The organism is Serratia sp. BNK-10 (genome assembly GCF_047456065.1).
GTDB lineage: Bacteria > Pseudomonadota > Gammaproteobacteria > Enterobacterales > Enterobacteriaceae > Serratia > Serratia ureilytica.
In genome coordinates, this window is the sequence record NZ_CP179894.1 from 828,709 (window position 1) to 847,341 (window position 18,633).

Below are 18,633 nucleotides of genomic sequence, written 5' to 3' on the forward strand. Positions count from 1 at the left end.
TAACAATAATTATGCGCCGACCGGGCATCACGATCAAGCGTAAATTGCACACACGAGTGAATTAATGAGAACGGTTTGCATTAAGCAACTGAAGCAAAAGAAAAAGGCCGCATGCGCGGCCTTTTCGATTATCGGGTAGAAATCTCTTCACTGAACGATCAGTGATGCTCTACCGGGTGGCTGTGTTCCAGGTCTTCGTTCTTCTTGCTGAAGCGGCGGCGAACCACCACGAAGAACACCGGTACGAAGAAGATCGCCAATACGGTCGCGGTGATCATCCCGCCCATTACGCCGGTACCTACCGCGTTCTGTGCGCCGGAGCCTGCGCCGCTGCTGATAACCAGCGGCAGAACCCCGAGGATGAAGGCCAGGGACGTCATCAGAATTGGACGCAGACGCATACGCACCGCTTCCAACGTCGCTTCGATCAGACCTTTGCCTTCTTTCTCCATCAGATCCTTGGCGAATTCCACGATCAGGATGGCGTTCTTCGCCGATAGACCGATGGTGGTCAACAGCCCCACCTGGAAGTACACGTCGTTATTCATGCCGCGCATCGTCGCGGCCAACAACGCACCGATAACCCCCAGCGGCAATACCAGCATGACCGAGAACGGCACGGACCAGCTTTCATACAGCGCCGCCAGACACAGGAACACCACCAGAATCGAGATGGCGTACAGCGCCGGCGCCTGGTTGCCCGACAGACGTTCCTGATAGGACATGCCGGTCCAGTCGTAACCGATGCCGCTTGGCAGTTTGGACGCCAGCTGTTCCATCAGGTTCATCGCTTCACCGGTACTCTTGCCCGGTGCAGCCTGGCCCAGAATTTCCATCGACGGCAAGCCGTTATAGCGTTCCAGACGCGGTGAGCCGTATTCCCATTTCGCCGAAGAGAAGGCGGAGAATGGCACCATCTGGCCGCTGGTACCGCGCACGTACCACTTGTTGATGTCTTCCGGCAGCATGCGGAACGGCGCTTCGGCCTGTACGTACACCTTCTTCACACGACCGCGGTCGATGAAGTCGTTGACGTACGAACCGCCCAGTGCGGTGCTCAGCGTGCTGTTGATGGTGGTGATGCTCACGCCCAGCGCCTTGGCTTTCTCCTGATCGACGATCAGTTTGAACTGCGGCGTATCTTCCAGGCCGTTCGGGCGCACGCCCACCAGCACGTCCGGATGCTGAGCAACCATGCCCAACAGCTGGTTACGCGCTTCGGTCAGTTTCTCGTGCCCCAGGCCGCCCTGGTCAATCAGCTCGAAGTCGAAGCCGGTTGCGGTACCGAGTTCGATGATCGCCGGCAGGTTGAACGGGAACACCAGGCCTTCTTTAATCTGCGAGAAGGCGCCCATGGCGCGACCCGCGATCGCTTCCACCTTGTTCCCGGCCCCTGGACGCTCACCCCAGTCTTTCAGGCTGACGAATGCCAGGCCGTTGTTCTGGCCGTTACCGTTGAAGCCGAAGCCCGCGACGGTAAACACCGAAACCACGTTGTCCTTTTCCTTGTTCAGGAAGTAGTCGGAGACTTCTTCCAACACCTTGTTGGTGCGGGATTCGGTGGCGCCGGCAGGCAACTGCACCATGGTCAACAGGATGCCCTGATCTTCGTCCGGCAGGAACGAAGAAGGCAGGCGCAGGAACAGCAGGCCCATGCCAACCACGATCAGCAGGTAGATGATCAGGTAGCGGCCGGTGCTGCGCAGGATGTTGCCCACGCTGTCGGTATAGTGATGCGTGCTCTTCTCGAACATGCGGTTAAACCAGCCGAAGAAGCCCGTTTTAACCCCGTGATCGCCTTTCGGGATCGGTTTGAGCAGGGTGGCGCACAGCGCCGGCGTCAGGATCAAGGCCACCAGCACCGACAGCGCCATCGCGGACACGATGGTGATCGAGAACTGACGATAGATGGCGCCGGTTGAACCGCCGAAGAACGCCATCGGCACGAATACCGCCGACAGCACCATGGCGATACCCACCAGCGCGCCCTGGATCTGGCCCATCGATTTACGGGTAGCTTCTTTCGGCGGCAGCCCCTCTTCGGACATGACGCGCTCGACGTTTTCCACCACCACGATGGCGTCATCCACCAGCAGGCCGATCGCCAACACCATGCCGAACATCGTCAGGGTGTTTATCGAGAAGCCGAACGCCGCGAGTATCGCAAAGGTCCCCAGCAACACCACCGGCACCGCGATGGTTGGGATCAGCGTCGCGCGGAAGTTCTGCAGGAACAGATACATCACCAGGAATACCAGGATGATGGCTTCGATCAGCGTTTTCACCACTTCGTTGATGGAGATCTTAACGAATGGGGTGGTGTCGTACGGATAAACCACTTTCATCCCTTGCGGGAAGAAGGGCGCCATCTTGGCCAGCTCGTCTTTCACACCTTTGGCGGTGTTCAAGGCGTTGGCGCCGGTCGCCAGTTTGATACCCAGGCCGGCGGCAGGCTTGCCGTTATAACGCGCGGTAACGGCATAGCTTTCCGCGCCGCGCTCGATGTGAGCGACGTCGCGCAGGCGCACCTGGGAACCGTCGGTATTGACCTTCAGCAGGATCTTGCCGAACTCTTCCGGCGAAGTCAGACGGGTCTGCGCGATGATCGAGGCGTTCAACTGCTGCCCCGGCACCGGCGGCAGGCCGCCCAGCTGGCCTGCGGCGATCTGGTTGTTCTGCTCGGTGATGGCGGAGGTCACGTCCGTGGTCGTCAGCTGGTAGTTGTTCAGCTTGTTCGGATCCAGCCAGATACGCATCGCGTACTGGGCACCGAACAGCTGCACTTCACCCACGCCGGACGAACGGCTGATCGGGTCCTTGATGTTGGACGCCACGTAGTCCGCAATATCGTCCTGAGTCATGTTCGGATCGTCGGAAACGAAGCCGGCCACCATCAGGAAGCTGCTGCTGGATTTTTCTACTTTCAGGCCCTGCTGCTGAACTTCTTGCGGCAGCAGCGGGGTGGCCAACGACAGTTTGTTCTGGACCTGAACCTGCGCGATGTCAGGATCGGTGCCGGACTCAAACGTCAGGGTAATGGTGACGCTACCAGAGGAATCACTGGTGGAGGACATGTACATCAGGTTATCGATACCGTTCATGTTCTGTTCGATAATCTGTGTGACGGTATCCTGCACCGTTTTGGCATCTGCACCCGGGTAGTTGGCGGAAATACTCACCGCCGGCGGTGCAATAGTGGGATACTGCGCGATTGGCAGTTTCATTATTGCAAGCACCCCCGCCAACATGACGATGATGGCGATTACCCAGGCGAAAATTGGGCGGTCTATAAAGAACTTAGCCATGTATTACAGGCTCCTTTTTATGACTTCTGCGCTTCAGACTGCGGCTGTTTTTGCGCCTGAGTGTCAACTTCCTGCACTTTTACCTGCGCGCCCGGATGCACTTTCATCAGGCCGGTGACGATGACGCGATCGCCGGCTTTCAGGCCATCGGTAACCAGCCATTTGTCGCCAATCGCCTGGTCCGCCTTCAGCGTGCGCAGCTCAACTTTGTTGTCTGCCCCTACCACCAACGCCGTCGCGTCGCCGCGCGGGTTGCGGGTGACGCCCTGTTGAGGCACCAGCAACGCATCGCTGCGTACGCCTTCGTCCAGACGGGCGCGCACGAACATGCCAGGCAACAGCGTATCGTTCGGGTTAGGGAACAGGGCGCGAATGGTGATGGAGCCGGTGGTCTCATCGACGGTGACGTCGGAGAACTCCAGCGTGCCTTCCTGCGCGTATTCGGTGCCGTTTTCCAGCATCAGTTTCACTTTGGCCTTGCCGTTTTCCTGCTTTAGCGCGCCGCTGGCCAGTTCTTGCTTCAGGCGCAGGAAGTCGGTGCTCGACTGGGTGACGTCGACATACATCGGATCCAGCTGCTGCACGGTGGACAGGGCGGTTGCCTGGCCGTTGCTGACCAGCGCGCCTTCGGTCACGGCGGATTTGCCGATGCGGCCGGAGATCGGAGAGGTCACCTTGGTGTACGCCAGGTTGATGCGCGCGGTTTCCACGGCGGCCTTGGCGGCCACCACGGCGGCATCCGCTTGCTGCAGCGTGGACACGGCGTTGTCATAGTCCTGCTTGCTGATGTAGCTGGTGCCCAGCAATGGCTTGTAGCGGTTTACCGTCACGCGCGCGATGGAAGCGCTGGCCTGCGCTTTGGCCAAATCGCCTTTCGCGCTGTCGTAGCTGGCCTGATAGGTCGCGGGATCGATTTGGTACAGAGACGTCCCGGCCTTGATATCGCTGCCTTCAACGAAGTTACGCTTCAGGATGATGCCGCTGACCTGAGGGCGAACTTCGGCGATGCGATACGCAGCGGTGCGGCCAGGAAGATCGGTAGTGATATTGAGAGGCTCGGCCTTCAAAGTGACTACGCCCACTTCAGGAGCCTGCTGTTGGGCGCCTTGCTGTTGGGTTTCTTTATCGTTACATCCTGTTAGCACTAAGCTGCCTGAAAGCATCAGAACGGCCGCCAGAGGCGTTAACCCTCTGTTTTTGTTCATAGAAAAACCTCAAGTGTCCGATTTCAAAATGATCAATGGATCACAAGCTTTAAAACCCATTGCTGCGTTAATTATATGTGCGTGCTATGGTACATACATTCGCGAATGTATGTAAATCACACTCCCCCTAAATAACAATGCCATGGCACGAAAAACCAAACAGCAGGCGCAAGAAACCCGACAGCAAATCCTCGATGCTGCGGTGAGAGAGTTCTCTGAACGTGGCGTTGCTGCAACGTCACTGACAGATATTGCCACCGCTGCCGGGGTTACGCGTGGAGCCATTTACTGGCACTTCAAAAATAAGGTAGACCTGTTTAATGAAGTTTGGGAATCTACCGAGCCGAAAATTGACCAGCTCGAAACAGAGTATCAGGCAAAGTTTCCCGATAATCCACTGCGGGTTATCCGGGAAATTCTGATTTACATTCTGACGTCTACGGTTGAAGACGGCCGCAGGCGGGCGTTGATGGAGATTATATTCCACAAATGCGAGTTTGTCGGTGAAATGATGCCGCTGCTGGATTCGCGCAAGGTGTTGTACCTCGCCGGCTACGAACGCATCGAAGCGGTGCTGTATAACTGCATTCACCACGAGCAATTGCCCGCCGATTTGCATACCCGCCGTGCGGCGATCATCCTGCGCGGTTATATCACCGGCCTGATGGAAAACTGGCTGTTTATGCCGGAAAGTTTCGATCTGCGGGCCGAAGCCGAAGCGCTGGTCGATGCGTTTTTGGAGATGCTGCAGTTTTGCCCCACCTTGCGCCTCAACCCCGACGTCGACCGCCTTCCTTTATAAGGAGAGATTTCATGTCATCAGTTGTTCTCATCGCCAACGGCGCCGCCTATGGCCATGAATCCTTGTTCAATGCGCTGCGGTTGGCCATCGCGCTGAAAGAGCAGCAAAGCAGTCTCGACCTGCGGCTGTTTCTGATGTCCGACGCGGTGGTGGCCGGGCTGGCAGGACAGCAGCCGCACGAAGGATACCATCTGCAGCAGATGCTGGAGATCCTCACCGCGCAGCAGGTGCCGGTCAAGCTGTGCAAGACCTGCGCCGACGCGCGCGGCGTCAGCCGCTTGCCGCTGGCGGACGGCGTGGAGATCGGCACGCTGGTCGAACTGGCGCAGTGGACGCTGGCGGCGGAGAAAGTGCTCACTTTCTGATTTCGCGACAACGGGACATCATCGGCAACGTTTTTGTTGTTCGTTGCCCGCCGGCGATCGTGATAATCTTCAGGCTTCTTAACCGATCCGAAGCTAAATCATGCATCGCTGGTTGACTCTGCCCTCTCTGACGCCGCGCTCGTTTGTCGGCGCATGCCGGCGGCGCATCGCCGCCGCGACACTCCTTTTCCTGATTTGCGCGCTGAGCTCGCCGGTGCAGGCGGCGCTGAACGGCGATTTGCCGCAGCGCAGCGAAGTGCAAAGCCAGCTGGAAGCGCTGAACAAGCAAAAAGCCCTGACGCCGGTCGAAAAGCTGTCCCAACAGGATTTAACCCGCACGCTGGAGCTGCTGGACGCCATCGAGCGCAATCGGCAGGACGCCGCACAGCTTAAACAGCAGGTGCAGCAGGCGCCGGCGAAACTCAATCAGGTGACCGCCGAACTGGATGCGCTGAAGCGGCCGGTAGACAATGCGGCGGCGCGCGCCGCGCTGTTGCCGCTGTCGCTGCGCCAATTGGAAAGCCGGCTGTATCAAACGCTCGACGAGCTGCAAAGCGCGCAGGAGAGCCTCTCTACTTACAACAGCCAACTGGTGTCGCTGCAAACCCAGCCTGAACGAGTACAAAGCACCATGTACGCCGCTTCGCAGCGCCTGCAGGAAATCCGCAGCCAGCTCAGCGGCCAGACGCCGGGACAAGATTCGCTGCGCAACAGCCAGCAGGTGATGCTGACCACCGAGCAGGCGTTGCTCAACGCACAGCTGGAGCTGCAGCGCAAAAGTCTGGAAGCCAATACCACGCTGCAGGATCTGCTGCAAAAACAGCGTGATTACACCACGGCGCATATCGACGCGCTGGATCGCTCGGTGCAGTTGCTGCAGGAGATCGTCAACAGCAAACGTTTGACGCTGTCTGAAAAGACCGCCAAAGAGGCGCAGAACCCGGAAGACGCCACCGATATTCAGCGCGATCAGCTGGTCAGCAAGCAGCTGGACGTCAACCGCCAGCTGAGCCAGCGGCTGATCGCTGCCACCGAAGAGAGCAACACCCTGTTCCAGCAGAATATTCGGGTCAAAAACTGGCTCGATCGCGGGCTGCAGGCGGAGCGTAACCTTAAAGAACAGATCCAGGTGCTGAAGGGCAGCCTGGTGCTGTCGCGCATCCTGTATCAGCAGCAGCAGAGCCTGCCGCAGGGCACGCTGTTGGCGGATATGGACACGCGCATCGCCGATTTGCGGCTGGAGCAGTTCGATATCAATCAGCAACGCGACGATCTGTTCAAGGGAGAGGATTACATCAACCAGCTGGTGGCCGAAAGCAAGGAAAAGGCCGGCCCGGAGGTGATCGACGCGTTAAACGAGATCGTCGATATGCGCCGCGAACTGCTGGATCAGCTGAACAAGCAGCTCAGCAACCAGCTGTCGCTGTCGATCAACCTGCAGATCAATCAGCAGCAGCTGACCAGCGTTTACGGTTCTCTGCAAGATACGCTGACCCAGCAGATTTTCTGGGTCAACAGCAACAAGCCGGTCGATCTGGCGTGGCTGAAGGCGATGCCGGAGGCGGTGCGCGATCAGATTGCCGGGCTCGATCTCAAATTCGACGGCGGCAAGCTGGTGCAGGGCGGGTTGAATGCGCTGGTGTTCCTGATCCCGATGCTGTTGGCGATCGGGGTATTGCGCTGGCGCTACCGGCTGATCGACGGTCATTTGCAAAAGCTGGCCAACGACGTGGGGCAACTTAAGCGCGACGGCCAACTGCACACGCCGAAGGCCATCGCGCTGACCTTGCTGAAAGTGTTGCCCGGCGCCGCGTTACTCCTCGGCGTCGGTTTCTGGATGTATCGCGCGGATTTCGGCATCAGTGACTTTATATGGGCATTGTCGCAGCAGCTGGCGCTGTCGTGGCTGGTGTTCGGCTTCAGCTATCGCATGCTGAAACCGGGCGGCATCGCCGAGCGGCATTTCAACTTCGGCGCCAACCTGTGCGCGCATTACCGCCGTCAGACGCTGCGGCTGGGGTTGGCGCTGCAGCCGTTGATCTTCTGGTCGGTATTGGGCGAGAAAGCGCCGCTACGTCTGGTGGAAGACGTGATCGGCCAGATCGTGGTGATGTTGACGCTGGCGCTGCTCACGGTGCTGGTGTTCCCGCTGTGCCGCGACAGCTGGCGTGAAAAGGGCTCGCATGCCGTGCGGCTGGTGGTGGTCACCGCGCTGGCCGCCACGCCGCTGATCCTGCTGGGGCTGATGTTCGCCGGCTACTTCTATACCACGCTGCGGCTGGCCAGCCGCTGGATAGACAGCCTGTATCTGTTTTTCCTGTGGAATATCGTATACCTGACCGCGCTGCGCGGCCTGAGCGTGGCGGCGCGGCGTCTGGCTTACCGGCGCGCGTTGGCGCGGCGGCAAAACGTGGCGAAAGAAGGAGCCGAAGGCGGCGAACCGGTGGTGGAAGAGCCGCCGCTGGCGCTCGATCAGATCAACCAGCAGTCGCTGCGCCTGACCACCCTGGTGCTGTTCGCCATCTTCGCCAGCGCCTTCTACGCCATTTGGTCGGATCTGGTGACGGTCATCGCTTATCTGGACAGCATCACGCTGTGGCATTACACCAGCACCGTGGCGGGCAGCAGCGTGTCGCAGGCGGTGACGCTGGGCAACATGATGGTGGCGATCGCCGCAGTGATTGTCGCCTACGTGCTCACCCGCAACTTGCCCGGTTTGCTGGAGGTGGTGGTGCTGTCGCGGCTGCAACTGCGGCAGGGGGCGTCTTACGCCATCACCACCGTGCTCACTTACCTGATTACCGCCGTGGGTGCCGTGGTTGCGCTGGGATCGCTCGGCGTATCTTGGGACAAACTGCAATGGCTGGCCGCCGGTCTGACGGTCGGGCTGGGCTTCGGCCTGCAAGAGATCTTCGCCAACTTCGTCTCCGGCCTGATCATTCTGTTCGAACGCCCGATCCGCATCGGCGATACCATCACCATCGGCACCTTCTCCGGTTCGGTCAGCAAGATCCGCATTCGCGCCACCACCATTACCGACTTCGATCGCAAAGAGGTGATCATTCCGAACAAGGCGTTCGTCACCGAGCGTCTGATCAACTGGTCGCTGTCCGATACCATCACCCGCGTGCTGATCAAGGTCGGCGTGGCCTACGGCTCCGATCTCGACAAGGTGAAAAAGGTGCTGCTGCAGGCGGCGCACGACAACCCGCGGGTGATGACCGATCCCGAACCGCAGGTGTTCTTCCTCAACTTCGGCGCCAGCACGCTGGATCACGAACTGCGGCTCTATGTGCGGGAACTGCGCGATCGCAGCTACACGGTGGACGAACTGAATCGCTCAATCGACCGCTTGTGCCGGGAAAACGGCATCGACATCGCCTTCAACCAGCTGGAGGTGTATCTGCATAACCAGCAGGGCAATGAAGTGCAGGAAGTGAAAAGAACGCTGTCGCCGGACGACGGCGGCCAGACGGCGGCGGATAAGCAATGAGAGGCGAAAGGGACAGCGGCGCTGTCCCCGGTTACTGTCCGGCAGGCAGATAGGGAGAGGTGACGCCGGCGCGCTGCAGCTTTTCCTGATAATCCCGTTTGACGATATCCAGCGCCGCCAGCGCGGTGGCCGGATCGATCTCGTTGCATTCCAGCAGGTAAATCAAGTCTACCGCCAGCTGCAGTTCGGGTGAGGCGTTTTCCAGAGACATAGCACCTGCGCTTATTTAATTAATGGGATGAATAACTCGGGTATCGGCAGAGTATAGTGAACCCGGCGCGCAACCGGGGAATAATCATTAAAATATTGTGATAAATCTTCAAAAACCGTTTTCTTTGCGCTCGATATTGCGCTCGATGCGCGCCAACGCCTGACGACAGCGCATCAGCCGCCCCTCCAGCGCCGCCAGCTCGTGCTGCAGCTTTTGCTGCGCCGCCAGTGTGGTCTGGCGCCCCAGCAGGCTTTCCCGATCCTGAATCATGGCGATCAGCCGGCGTTCGTAATCCTGATGCTCGGCCAGCTTGTGGTAGAGATCGACCTCGGGGGCTTCCTTCGGCTGATTCTTGCGCCGCAGCGCCTGGGTCGCCAGCTCGCGCTGCAGGGCGGCGATCTGAGCCACCAGTTTTTCGGCCAGAAAAGCCACCTGGCTGGCGCGGCTGTCGTTAGCGGCGTTTTGCAGCTGGGCGAAGTTTTTCTCCACTTCGGCCAGGTAGTCGCGCAGCCGCGTGCCGCGGTTGGCGAACAGGGCGGCGTCGAACCGCGCCTGCGGGATCGGGGCGTCGCCGCGCGGGCTGACTTCGGCCGCCAGCGCCGCGATCTGCTGTGCCAACACCTGTAATAGACGCTGAGTGCTCACATAAGCTCCCTCTTGATTTCAACAGGCGTAAGCTTGCCCGCGATGCCGTCCTGAAACAAGCGCCGCATGCATATTCCGCCGGCGCGGCGCCGATGCTACAGTAAGCCGCAACCGATTGAGGAGCGAAGAACCGCATGACGCGTGGGTTATTGATCATTTTGGGCTGGTTGGCGGTGGCGCTGGCAACGTTGGGCGTGGTGTTGCCGCTGTTGCCGACCACGCCGTTCCTGCTGTTGGCCGCCTGGTGCTTCGCCCGCTCTTCGCCGCGCTTTCATCACTGGCTGCTGTACCGTTCCTGGTTTGGCCCTTATCTGCGCCATTGGCAGCAGCATCGCGCGCTGCCGCCGGGGGCGAAGTGGAAAGCGGTGCTGGTGATCGTGCTGACCTTCGCCTGTTCGCTGTGGCTGGTGAAAATCTGGTGGGTGCGCGGGCTGTTGCTGCTGATGTTGGCCATTTTGCTGACCTTTATGCTGCGCCTGCCGGTTATTGATCTGCCGCAACAAAAACAGCGCTGATTGTACCTTAAACTCCTCAATAGCTTTCAAGCCGCAGCCAGGCGACAAACGCAGGCATCCCCGGGAGCTTACTTAGGTAAGTAATGCGTGCGGTCAACAACGCTGCGGGTTGAAAGATGCAGGGGAGAGTTGCATTTGTCCGCCAGTTTGCATAGATTTGGGCGTTTTCGTGCGCGGATCGCCTGCCATTTTTTCTCCGGTGTGTTTCACCCGGGGGCGGCGGGTGAGCGGCGCGCCGGTTTTCAGGCAGTTTTATCAGGCAACAATTATGACCGCTACTGCGCAGCAGCTTCAGTTTATTAAAGACAGTATCAAAACCATCCCGGATTATCCGAAGCCGGGCATCCTGTTCCGCGACGTGACCAGCCTGCTGGAAAACCCGTTGGCCTACGCCGCCAGCATCGAGCTGCTGGTTGAGCGCTATCGCGAAGCGGGCGTGACCAAGGTGGTGGGTACCGAAGCGCGTGGTTTCCTGTTCGGCGCGCCCGTCGCGTTAGCGTTGGGCGTCGGTTTCGTGCCGGTGCGCAAACCGGGCAAACTGCCGCGCGCCACGCTCAGCGAAAGCTATGAGCTGGAGTACGGCACCGACAAGCTGGAGATCCACACCGACGCCATCACCGCGGGCGACAAAGTGCTGGTGGTGGACGATCTGCTGGCGACCGGCGGCACCATTGAAGCGACCACCAAACTGATCCGCCGTCTGGGCGGTGAAGTGAAAGACGCCGCGTTCATCATCAACCTGCCGGATCTGGGCGGAGAAGCGCGTCTGAACAAGCTGGGCATCGACTGCTACTGCCTGGTGGACTTCGCCGGTCATTGATGCGGCATCGCCCCTTGGGCACAACGGCCTCGCGGATTGCCGCGGGGCTGTGTTAGCATGACCCTCCAGATTACTCGACTTCTCCGGTATTAATGAGCTATCAGGTTCTCGCCCGTAAGTGGCGCCCTCAAACGTTCGCAGACGTGGTCGGCCAGGAACATGTCCTGACCGCGCTGGCCAACGGCCTCTCGCTGGGGCGGATCCATCACGCCTATCTGTTCTCGGGCACGCGCGGCGTGGGGAAAACCACCATCGCCCGCTTGCTGGCCAAAGGCCTGAACTGTGAAACCGGCATCACCGCCACGCCTTGCGGCCAATGCGACAACTGCCGCGAGATCGAGCAGGGGCGTTTCGTCGATCTGATCGAGATCGACGCCGCTTCCCGAACCAAGGTGGAAGATACCCGCGATCTGCTGGACAACGTTCAGTACGCGCCGGCGCGCGGCCGCTTCAAGGTCTACCTGATCGATGAAGTGCACATGCTCTCGCGCCACAGCTTCAACGCGTTGCTGAAGACGCTGGAAGAGCCGCCGCCGCACGTCAAATTCCTGTTGGCCACCACCGATCCGCAAAAATTGCCGGTGACCATTCTTTCCCGCTGCCTGCAGTTTCACCTCAAAGCGCTGGACGTCGATCAGATCCGCCAGCAGCTGGAGACTGTGCTGACGGCGGAGCAGATCACCAGCGACGCCCGCGCGCTGCAGCTGCTGGCGCGCGCCGCCGACGGCAGCATGCGCGATGCGCTGAGCCTGACCGATCAGGCGATCGCCATGGGGCAGGGGCAGGTGACCGCCGCCACCGTCAGCCAGATGCTCGGCACGCTCGATGACGAGCAGCCGCTGGCGATCCTCGAAGCGCTGGTCAGCGCCGACGGTGAAAAGGTGATGGCGCAGGTCGCGCAGGCCGCTTCGCGCGGCGTGGATTGGGAAAACCTGCTGGTGGAGACGCTGGCGTTGCTGCACCGCATTGCGATGGTGCAACTGCTGCCTTCGATGCTCGACAACCACTACGCCGCCGTGGAACAACGGCTGCGTGAGCTGGCGCGCACCCTGCCGCCGGCCGATGTGCAACTCTATTACCAGACGCTGTTGGTGGGCCGCAAAGAGCTGGCCTATGCGCCGGATCGCCGCATGGGGGTTGAGATGACCCTGCTGCGCGCGCTGGCGTTTCACCCGAAAGCGGTGATCCCGGAGCCGGTGGCGTTGGTGCAGACCGCGCCGGCGCCGATGGCGCAGCCGCAGCAGGCCGCATCGCCACAGCCGCCGCAGTTTCAGGACGCGCCGCCGCCGCTAGGGCAGCCGGCCGCGCCGCAGCGACAATCATCGACCCCTTTACCGGATGCCACCGCCCAGCTGTTGAAAGCGCGGTCCCAGCTGCAACGGCAGCAGGGAGCATCCACACCAAAAAAGAATGAGCCGGCGGCGCCAGGAATAGCGCGGCCGGCAAACTCGGCGCTGGGGCGTTTGGCTTCCGTGACCGAGCGCAGCCAGCAGCGCCTGGCGGAGAAGAAGGTGCCGGAAAAACCGGCGAAACCGGAAGCCTATCGTTGGCGCGCGCAGACCGAGCCCGAGGCGGCGCCGGAACCGCTGGCGACGCCGAAAGCGCTGCGCACGGCGTTGGAGCACGAGAAAACGCCGGAGCTGGCCGCCAAGCTGGTGGTGGAGTCGCTGGAGCGCGACGCCTGGGCGGCGGAAATCGATAAGCTGAAGATCCCGAAACTGGTGCAGCAGCTGGCGTTGAACGCCTTCAAGCAGCAGCCGGAGCCGGGCAAGATTAGCCTCCATCTGCGGTCTTCGCAGCGCCATCTGAATTCGCCTTCGGCGCAGAAGACGCTGGCCGACGCGCTCGGTGAGCTGTACGGCAGCCCGATCGAGCTGACCGTGGTGGAGGACGATAATCCGGCGGAGCGCACCCCGCTGGAATGGCGACAAGCCATCTATGAGGAAAAGCTGGCGCAGGCGCGCCAGTCCATCGAAGCGGATACCAACATTCAGACGCTGCGCCGATTCTTCGACGCGGATCTGGATGAAGAGAGTATTCGCCCCCTTTAAACGCTGCGCGATGTGCGCGGCCCTAGCGACGAGAGACGACTATGTTTGGTAAAGGCGGTCTGGGCAACCTGATGAAGCAAGCCCAGCAAATGCAAGAAAAAATGCAGCAGATGCAGGAAGAAGTCGCCAAATTGGAAGTGACCGGCGAATCTGGCGCCGGCCTGGTGAAAGTCACCATCAATGGCGCGCACAACTGCCGCCGCGTGGAAATCGATCCAAGCCTGATGGAAGACGACAAAGAGATGCTGGAAGATCTGATCGCCGCTGCGTTTAACGACGCCGCGCGCCGCATCGAAGAGACCCAGAAAGAGAAAATGGCCTCCGTCTCCAGCGGCATGCAGTTGCCGCCTGGCTTCAAGATGCCGTTCTGATGCAAACCAGCCCGCTCCTTGAATCCCTGATGGAGGCGCTGCGCTGCCTGCCGGGCGTCGGCCCGAAATCGGCTCAGCGCATGGCGTTTCAGCTGCTGCAGCGCGATCGCAGCGGCGGCATGCGCCTGGCGCAGGCGTTGACGCGCGCGATGTCGGAGATCGGCCACTGCGCCGACTGCCGCACCTTCACCGAGCAGGACGTCTGCACCATCTGCGCCAATCCGCGCCGCCAGCAAAACGGCCAGATTTGCGTGGTGGAAAGCCCGGCGGATATCCACGCCATTGAGCAGACCGGCCAGTTCGCCGGGCGCTACTTTGTGCTGATGGGGCATCTGTCGCCGCTGGACGGCATCGGGCCGGGCGATATCGGTCTGGATCGCCTGGAGCAACGGCTGGAAAAGGAAAGCATCACCGAAGTGATCCTCGCCACCAACCCGACGGTGGAAGGGGAGGCGACCGCCAACTATATCGCCGAGATGTGTGGCCAGTATGGCGTGCTCGCCAGCCGCATCGCCCACGGCGTGCCGGTGGGCGGCGAGCTGGAGATGGTCGACGGCACCACGCTGTCGCATTCGCTGGCGGGGCGCCACGCCATCAAGTTCTGATGTTTTCCCGGATGGGGCCGCCCGGCCCCATTGTTTTTTGCCAAAAATTTCCCGCCGTCCGCTTGAAAAACAAGACCCTGACCCTCATCTGATCTTCATTGTTCGATTTTGGTAGCCATTGTCTTTGAGGTAATCAATGAGTATGAAAGGTCAAGAAACCCGCGGGTTCCAGTCTGAAGTAAAACAGCTGCTTCATTTGATGATCCATTCGCTGTACTCCAACAAAGAAATTTTTCTGCGCGAGCTGATCTCCAACGCCTCTGACGCCGCCGACAAGCTGCGCTTCCGCGCTCTGTCCGCGCCGGAGCTGTATGCCGGCGACGGCGAGCTGCGCGTGCGTTTGTCCTTCGATAAAGAGCAGCGCACCCTGACCATTGCCGACAACGGCATCGGTATGCGCCGCGAAGAAGTGATCGAAAACCTCGGCACCATCGCCAAATCGGGCACCAAAGCGTTCCTGGAATCCATCGGTTCCGACCAGGCGAAAGACAGCCAACTGATCGGCCAATTCGGCGTCGGTTTCTACTCGGCGTTCATCGTGGCGGACAAAGTGACCGTGCGCACCCGCGCGGCCGGCGCCGCCGATGACGAGGGCGTGTTCTGGGAGTCCGCCGGTGAAGGCGACTACACCATCGCCGACATCACCAAAGAGACCCGCGGCACCGAAATCACCCTGCATCTGCGCGAAGGCGAAGATGAGTACCTCGACGCCTGGCGCCTGCGCTCGGTGATCGGCAAATATTCCGATCACATCGCCTTGCCGGTAGAGATCGAAAGCAAGAACGAAGAAGACGGCACCGTCACCTGGGAGAAGATCAACAAGGCGCAGGCCCTGTGGACCCGCAGCAAGGCTGACGTGACCGACGAAGAGTACAAAGAGTTCTACAAGCACATCGCCCACGATTTCACCGATCCGCTGAGCTGGAGCCACAACCGGGTAGAAGGCAAGCAGGAATACACCAGCCTGCTGTATATCCCGGCGCAGGCGCCGTGGGACATGTGGAACCGCGATCACAAGCACGGCCTGAAGCTGTACGTGCAGCGCGTGTTCATCATGGACGACGCCGAGCAGTTCATGCCGAACTACCTGCGCTTCGTGCGCGGCCTGATCGATTCCAACGATCTGCCGCTGAACGTATCGCGCGAGATCCTGCAAGACAGCCGCGTGACGCAGAACCTGCGCGGCGCGCTGACCAAGCGCGTGCTGCAGATGCTGGATAAGCTGGCCAAAGACGACGCCGAAGGCTACCAGAAATTCTGGCAGCAGTTCGGTCTGGTGCTGAAAGAAGGCCCGGCGGAAGATAACGGCAACCAGGAAGCGATCGCCAAACTGCTGCGCTTCGCGACCACCCACGGCGACAGCTCGGCGCAGACCGTGTCGCTGGAAGAGTACGTCGGCCGCATGGCGGAAGGGCAGGAAAAGATTTACTACATCACCGCCGACAGCTACGCCGCCGCCAAGAGCAGCCCGCATCTGGAGCTGTTCCGCAAGAAGGGCATCGAAGTGCTGCTGTTGTCCGATCGCATCGACGAGTGGATGATGAGCTACCTGACCGAGTTCGACGGCAAGCCGTTCCAGTCGGTCAGCAAGGCGGATGAAACGCTGGATAAACTGGCGGATGAAACCGAAGAGCAGAAGGCGGCCGAGAAGCAGCTGGAACCGTTCATCGAACGCGTGAAAACCCTGCTGGGCGACCGCGTGAAGGATGTGCGTCTGACGCACCGCCTGACCGATACGCCGGCGATCGTGGTGACCGACGCCGACGAGATGAGCACCCAGATGGCCAAGCTGTTCGCCGCTGCGGGCCAGCAGGCGCCGGAAGTGAAGTACATTTTCGAGCTTAATCCTGAGCATGCGTTGGTCAAACGCGCATCCGACGTGGGCGATAACGAACATTTCGCCGAGTGGATCGACCTGCTTTTGGATCAGGCGCTGTTGGCTGAACGCGGCACGCTGGAGGATCCGAACCTGTTCATCCGCCGCATGAACAAGTTGCTGTCCGCCTGAAGTTGATTATATGCGCCCTTAACGGCACCGTTAGGGGCGCATTTCCGGTTTTTCCCCGCATTTTCCCCTCTTTTGTTCGCTTGAGTTTTTGCATGTTCCGCAATCGATTTCCTTCGCGCGCCTTGAGCCTGCCCCCCCTGAAATGGTATCGTTGAGCGTTTTCGCAATTTTATAAAAACTACATAGCAAGGGGATTTACGCAATGCGTATCATTCTGCTGGGCGCTCCGGGCGCTGGTAAAGGTACTCAGGCTCAATTCATCATGGAGAAATACGGCATTCCGCAAATCTCCACCGGTGATATGTTGCGCGCAGCCGTGAAGGCCGGCAGTGAACTGGGCAAGCAGGCGAAAGAGATCATGGACGCCGGCAAGCTGGTGACCGATGAGCTGGTGATCGCGCTGGTCAAAGAGCGCATCGCTCAGGAAGATTGCCGCAAGGGCTTCCTGTTGGACGGCTTCCCGCGCACCATTCCGCAGGCTGACGCGATGAAAGAAGCCGGCATCAACGTGGACTTCGTGCTGGAGTTCGACGTGCCGGACGAGCTGATCGTTGACCGCATCGTTGGCCGCCGCGTGCACGCGCCGTCCGGCCGCGTATACCACGTGAAGTTCAATCCGCCGCAGGTGGAAGGCAAAGACGACGTGACCGGCGAAGAGCTGACCACGCGCAAGGACGATCAGGAAGAGACCGTGCGCAAGCGCCTGGTGGAATACCATCAGATGACCGCGCCGCTGATCTCTTACTACAGCAAAGAAGCGGCAGCGGGCAACACCCAATACCGCAAAATCGACGGCACCCGCAAGGTGGCCGAAGTGAGCGCAGAGCTGGCGACTATCCTCGGTTGATAGCAAGCTGGCTGTGCATGACGCCGGGCCTGTGGCCCGGCGTTTTTTTGCCGTTTTCCCGTTAAATTGTGATCGCGGCGGCTTGTTGCGGCCGTGACCGTTAATCGCCCGCGCCAAATGACGTATAACAAGCCTGCATTTTCATCCTCAGCAGGGAGCCGGCATGCTCAGACAGACCAAACTTCTGGCGGAAGCCACCGCGCGCCAGATCGTCCAGCGGGCGATGGGCATCATCAGCCATTCCGTCAACGTGATGGACAGCAACGGCGTGATCATCGCTTCCGGCAACCCACAGCGCCTGTTCCAGCGTCATGAAGGCGCGGTGCTGGCGCTGGCGGAGAATCGGGTGGTGGAAATCGACCGCGCCACCGCCGAACACTTGAAGGGCGTGCGGCCCGGCATCAACCTGCCGTTCAGCTTTCGCAATCAGCGGGTGGGAGTGATCGGCATTTCCGGCGAGCCGGCCGAGGTGCGCGCCTACGCCGAGTTGGTCAAAATGGCGGCGGAGATGATGGTGGAACAGGCGGCGCTGCTGGATCAGCACCAGTGGGAAAAACGCTACCGGGAAGAGCTGGCGAACCAGCTGTTGCAGCCGCAGCCGAACACGGCGTCGCTGGAAGCGATGGCGGCGTATCTGGGATTGGATCTGCGCCAGGCGCGCATCGTCTGGATCGTCGAGCTGCAAGAGGCGCAGCCGCACCTGCTGCGCGAACTGCTGGCTGAGCTGGAGGCCACCCAGCGCGATGCGTTGATCGCCATTACCGGCTTCAATGAAATGACCCTGCTGCGCCCGGCCAGCATGGCGCAAGGCGAGTGGAGCCTGAAGCTGGAGCGCCAACAGGCGCAGCGTTTGCAAAACCAGCTAAAGCATCGCTTTCGGGTGCGGCTGATCGTCGGCGGTTTCTACGACGATCCGCAAAGCGCCTACCGCTCCAGCCTGACCGCGCGCGCCACCCAGGCGATGGCGCAGCGCCTGAAATTGCGCCACGCCACGCTGTTCTACCACGACTATCCGCTGCCGTCGCTGCTGTGCGATCTCGGGGAGGACTGGCGAGCGCAAGAGCTGGGGCGTCCCTGGCGGACGCTGGGCGAACAGGATGAAAAAGGCGTGCTGCGCGCCACGCTGCGCCACTATTTTTCGCAGAATTGTGATCAGACGCAGGCCGCCGCGCAGCTGCATATTCACGTCAATACCCTGCGCTATCGCCTGCAGCGCATCGAAGCCATAACCGGCATGAAAATCAATCAATTAACTGACTCTCTGCGGTTGTATATCGGCATGCTGATGCACGACTGAGTTGTGCCAACCCACAAATTCCGCGCCGTTCCTTCGGCGATTTTTTGTTGTTTCCCCTCAGGCCAACGCCGGGCGCGCGGGATATGTTGGCCT

At 60.2% G+C, this 18,633-nt stretch carries 15 protein-coding genes and 1 other annotated feature; of the genes, 11 read left to right on the forward strand and 4 right to left on the reverse strand.

Features of this window, described 5'->3' with window-relative positions:
- Nucleotides 1–158 precede the first annotated feature (158 nt).
- Both sdeY and sdeX read right to left on the reverse strand, forming a co-directional pair.
- Nucleotides 159–3,305: a multidrug efflux RND transporter permease subunit SdeY gene (sdeY, locus tag ACMGG9_RS04045; protein WP_033651107.1), complete on the reverse strand. Its 3,147-nt coding sequence runs from the start codon at nt 3,303–3,305 to the stop codon at nt 159–161.
- A gap of 17 nt (nt 3,306–3,322) precedes the next feature.
- Complete coding sequence (sdeX, locus tag ACMGG9_RS04050; RefSeq protein ID WP_033642108.1) at nt 3,323–4,510, reverse strand: multidrug efflux RND transporter periplasmic adaptor subunit SdeX; 1,188 nt, start codon at nt 4,508–4,510, stop codon at nt 3,323–3,325.
- A 142-nt stretch (nt 4,511–4,652) separates the two neighbouring features.
- Here sdeX and acrR point away from each other — a divergent pair, with 142 nt between their 5' ends.
- From acrR to mscK, 3 genes are all read left to right on the forward strand, one after another.
- Nucleotides 4,653–5,312, forward strand: coding sequence for a multidrug efflux transporter transcriptional repressor AcrR (gene acrR / locus ACMGG9_RS04055; RefSeq protein WP_033642109.1), 660 nt, complete (start codon nt 4,653–4,655; stop codon nt 5,310–5,312).
- 11 nt (nt 5,313–5,323) lie between these two features.
- Nucleotides 5,324–5,677, forward strand: a complete 354-nt coding sequence (locus tag ACMGG9_RS04060; RefSeq protein ID WP_042783805.1) for a DsrE/DsrF/TusD sulfur relay family protein — start codon at nt 5,324–5,326, stop codon at nt 5,675–5,677.
- Between the two features lie 100 nt (nt 5,678–5,777).
- Entirely contained in the window at nt 5,778–9,170 is a 3,393-nt protein-coding gene (gene mscK, locus ACMGG9_RS04065; RefSeq protein ID WP_414161932.1) for a mechanosensitive channel MscK, read from the forward strand.
- Nucleotides 9,171–9,201: 31 nt separating this feature from the next.
- Here mscK and rsmS read toward each other — a convergent pair whose 3' ends face one another.
- Together rsmS and priC are read right to left on the reverse strand one after the other, a co-directional pair.
- Nucleotides 9,202–9,381, reverse strand: coding sequence for a pleiotropic regulatory protein RsmS (gene rsmS / locus ACMGG9_RS04070; RefSeq protein WP_016928837.1), 180 nt, complete (start codon nt 9,379–9,381; stop codon nt 9,202–9,204).
- A 108-nt stretch (nt 9,382–9,489) separates the two neighbouring features.
- Nucleotides 9,490–10,026, reverse strand: a complete 537-nt coding sequence (gene priC, locus ACMGG9_RS04075; RefSeq protein WP_033642112.1) for a primosomal replication protein PriC — start codon at nt 10,024–10,026, stop codon at nt 9,490–9,492.
- Nucleotides 10,027–10,160: 134 nt separating this feature from the next.
- Here priC and ACMGG9_RS04080 point away from each other — a divergent pair, with 134 nt between their 5' ends.
- The 8 genes from ACMGG9_RS04080 (at nt 10,161) to ACMGG9_RS04115 (ending at nt 18,540) form a co-directional block, all read left to right on the forward strand.
- A complete protein-coding gene (locus ACMGG9_RS04080) occupies nt 10,161–10,541 on the forward strand; it encodes a DUF454 family protein (protein WP_069100196.1) in 381 nt (126 codons plus the stop codon).
- A gap of 268 nt (nt 10,542–10,809) precedes the next feature.
- Entirely contained in the window at nt 10,810–11,361 is a 552-nt protein-coding gene (gene apt, locus ACMGG9_RS04085) for an adenine phosphoribosyltransferase (protein ID WP_019454166.1), read from the forward strand.
- Between the two features lie 92 nt (nt 11,362–11,453).
- A complete protein-coding gene (gene dnaX, locus ACMGG9_RS04090; RefSeq protein WP_042783807.1) occupies nt 11,454–13,412 on the forward strand; it encodes a DNA polymerase III subunit gamma/tau in 1,959 nt (652 codons plus the stop codon).
- Nucleotides 12,745–12,809: a sequence feature (DnaX frameshifting element), on the forward strand. It overlaps the preceding gene by 65 nt.
- A gap of 41 nt (nt 13,413–13,453) precedes the next feature.
- Nucleotides 13,454–13,783, forward strand: a complete 330-nt coding sequence (locus ACMGG9_RS04095) for a YbaB/EbfC family nucleoid-associated protein (RefSeq protein ID WP_004940264.1) — start codon at nt 13,454–13,456, stop codon at nt 13,781–13,783.
- Nucleotides 13,783–14,388, forward strand: a complete 606-nt coding sequence (gene recR / locus ACMGG9_RS04100; protein WP_004940263.1) for a recombination mediator RecR — start codon at nt 13,783–13,785, stop codon at nt 14,386–14,388. The genes ACMGG9_RS04095 and recR overlap by 1 nt, the downstream gene beginning before the upstream one ends.
- Nucleotides 14,389–14,530: 142 nt before the next feature.
- Nucleotides 14,531–16,396, forward strand: a complete 1,866-nt coding sequence (gene htpG / locus ACMGG9_RS04105) for a molecular chaperone HtpG (RefSeq protein ID WP_033651110.1) — start codon at nt 14,531–14,533, stop codon at nt 16,394–16,396.
- A 202-nt stretch (nt 16,397–16,598) separates the two neighbouring features.
- A complete protein-coding gene (gene adk, locus ACMGG9_RS04110) occupies nt 16,599–17,243 on the forward strand; it encodes an adenylate kinase (RefSeq protein ID WP_004940261.1) in 645 nt (214 codons plus the stop codon).
- Between the two features lie 163 nt (nt 17,244–17,406).
- Nucleotides 17,407–18,540 (forward strand): sugar diacid recognition domain-containing protein, encoded by a 1,134-nt coding sequence (locus ACMGG9_RS04115; protein WP_089191266.1) that lies wholly within the window; start codon nt 17,407–17,409, stop codon nt 18,538–18,540.
- Nucleotides 18,541–18,633: the final 93 nt, after the last annotated feature.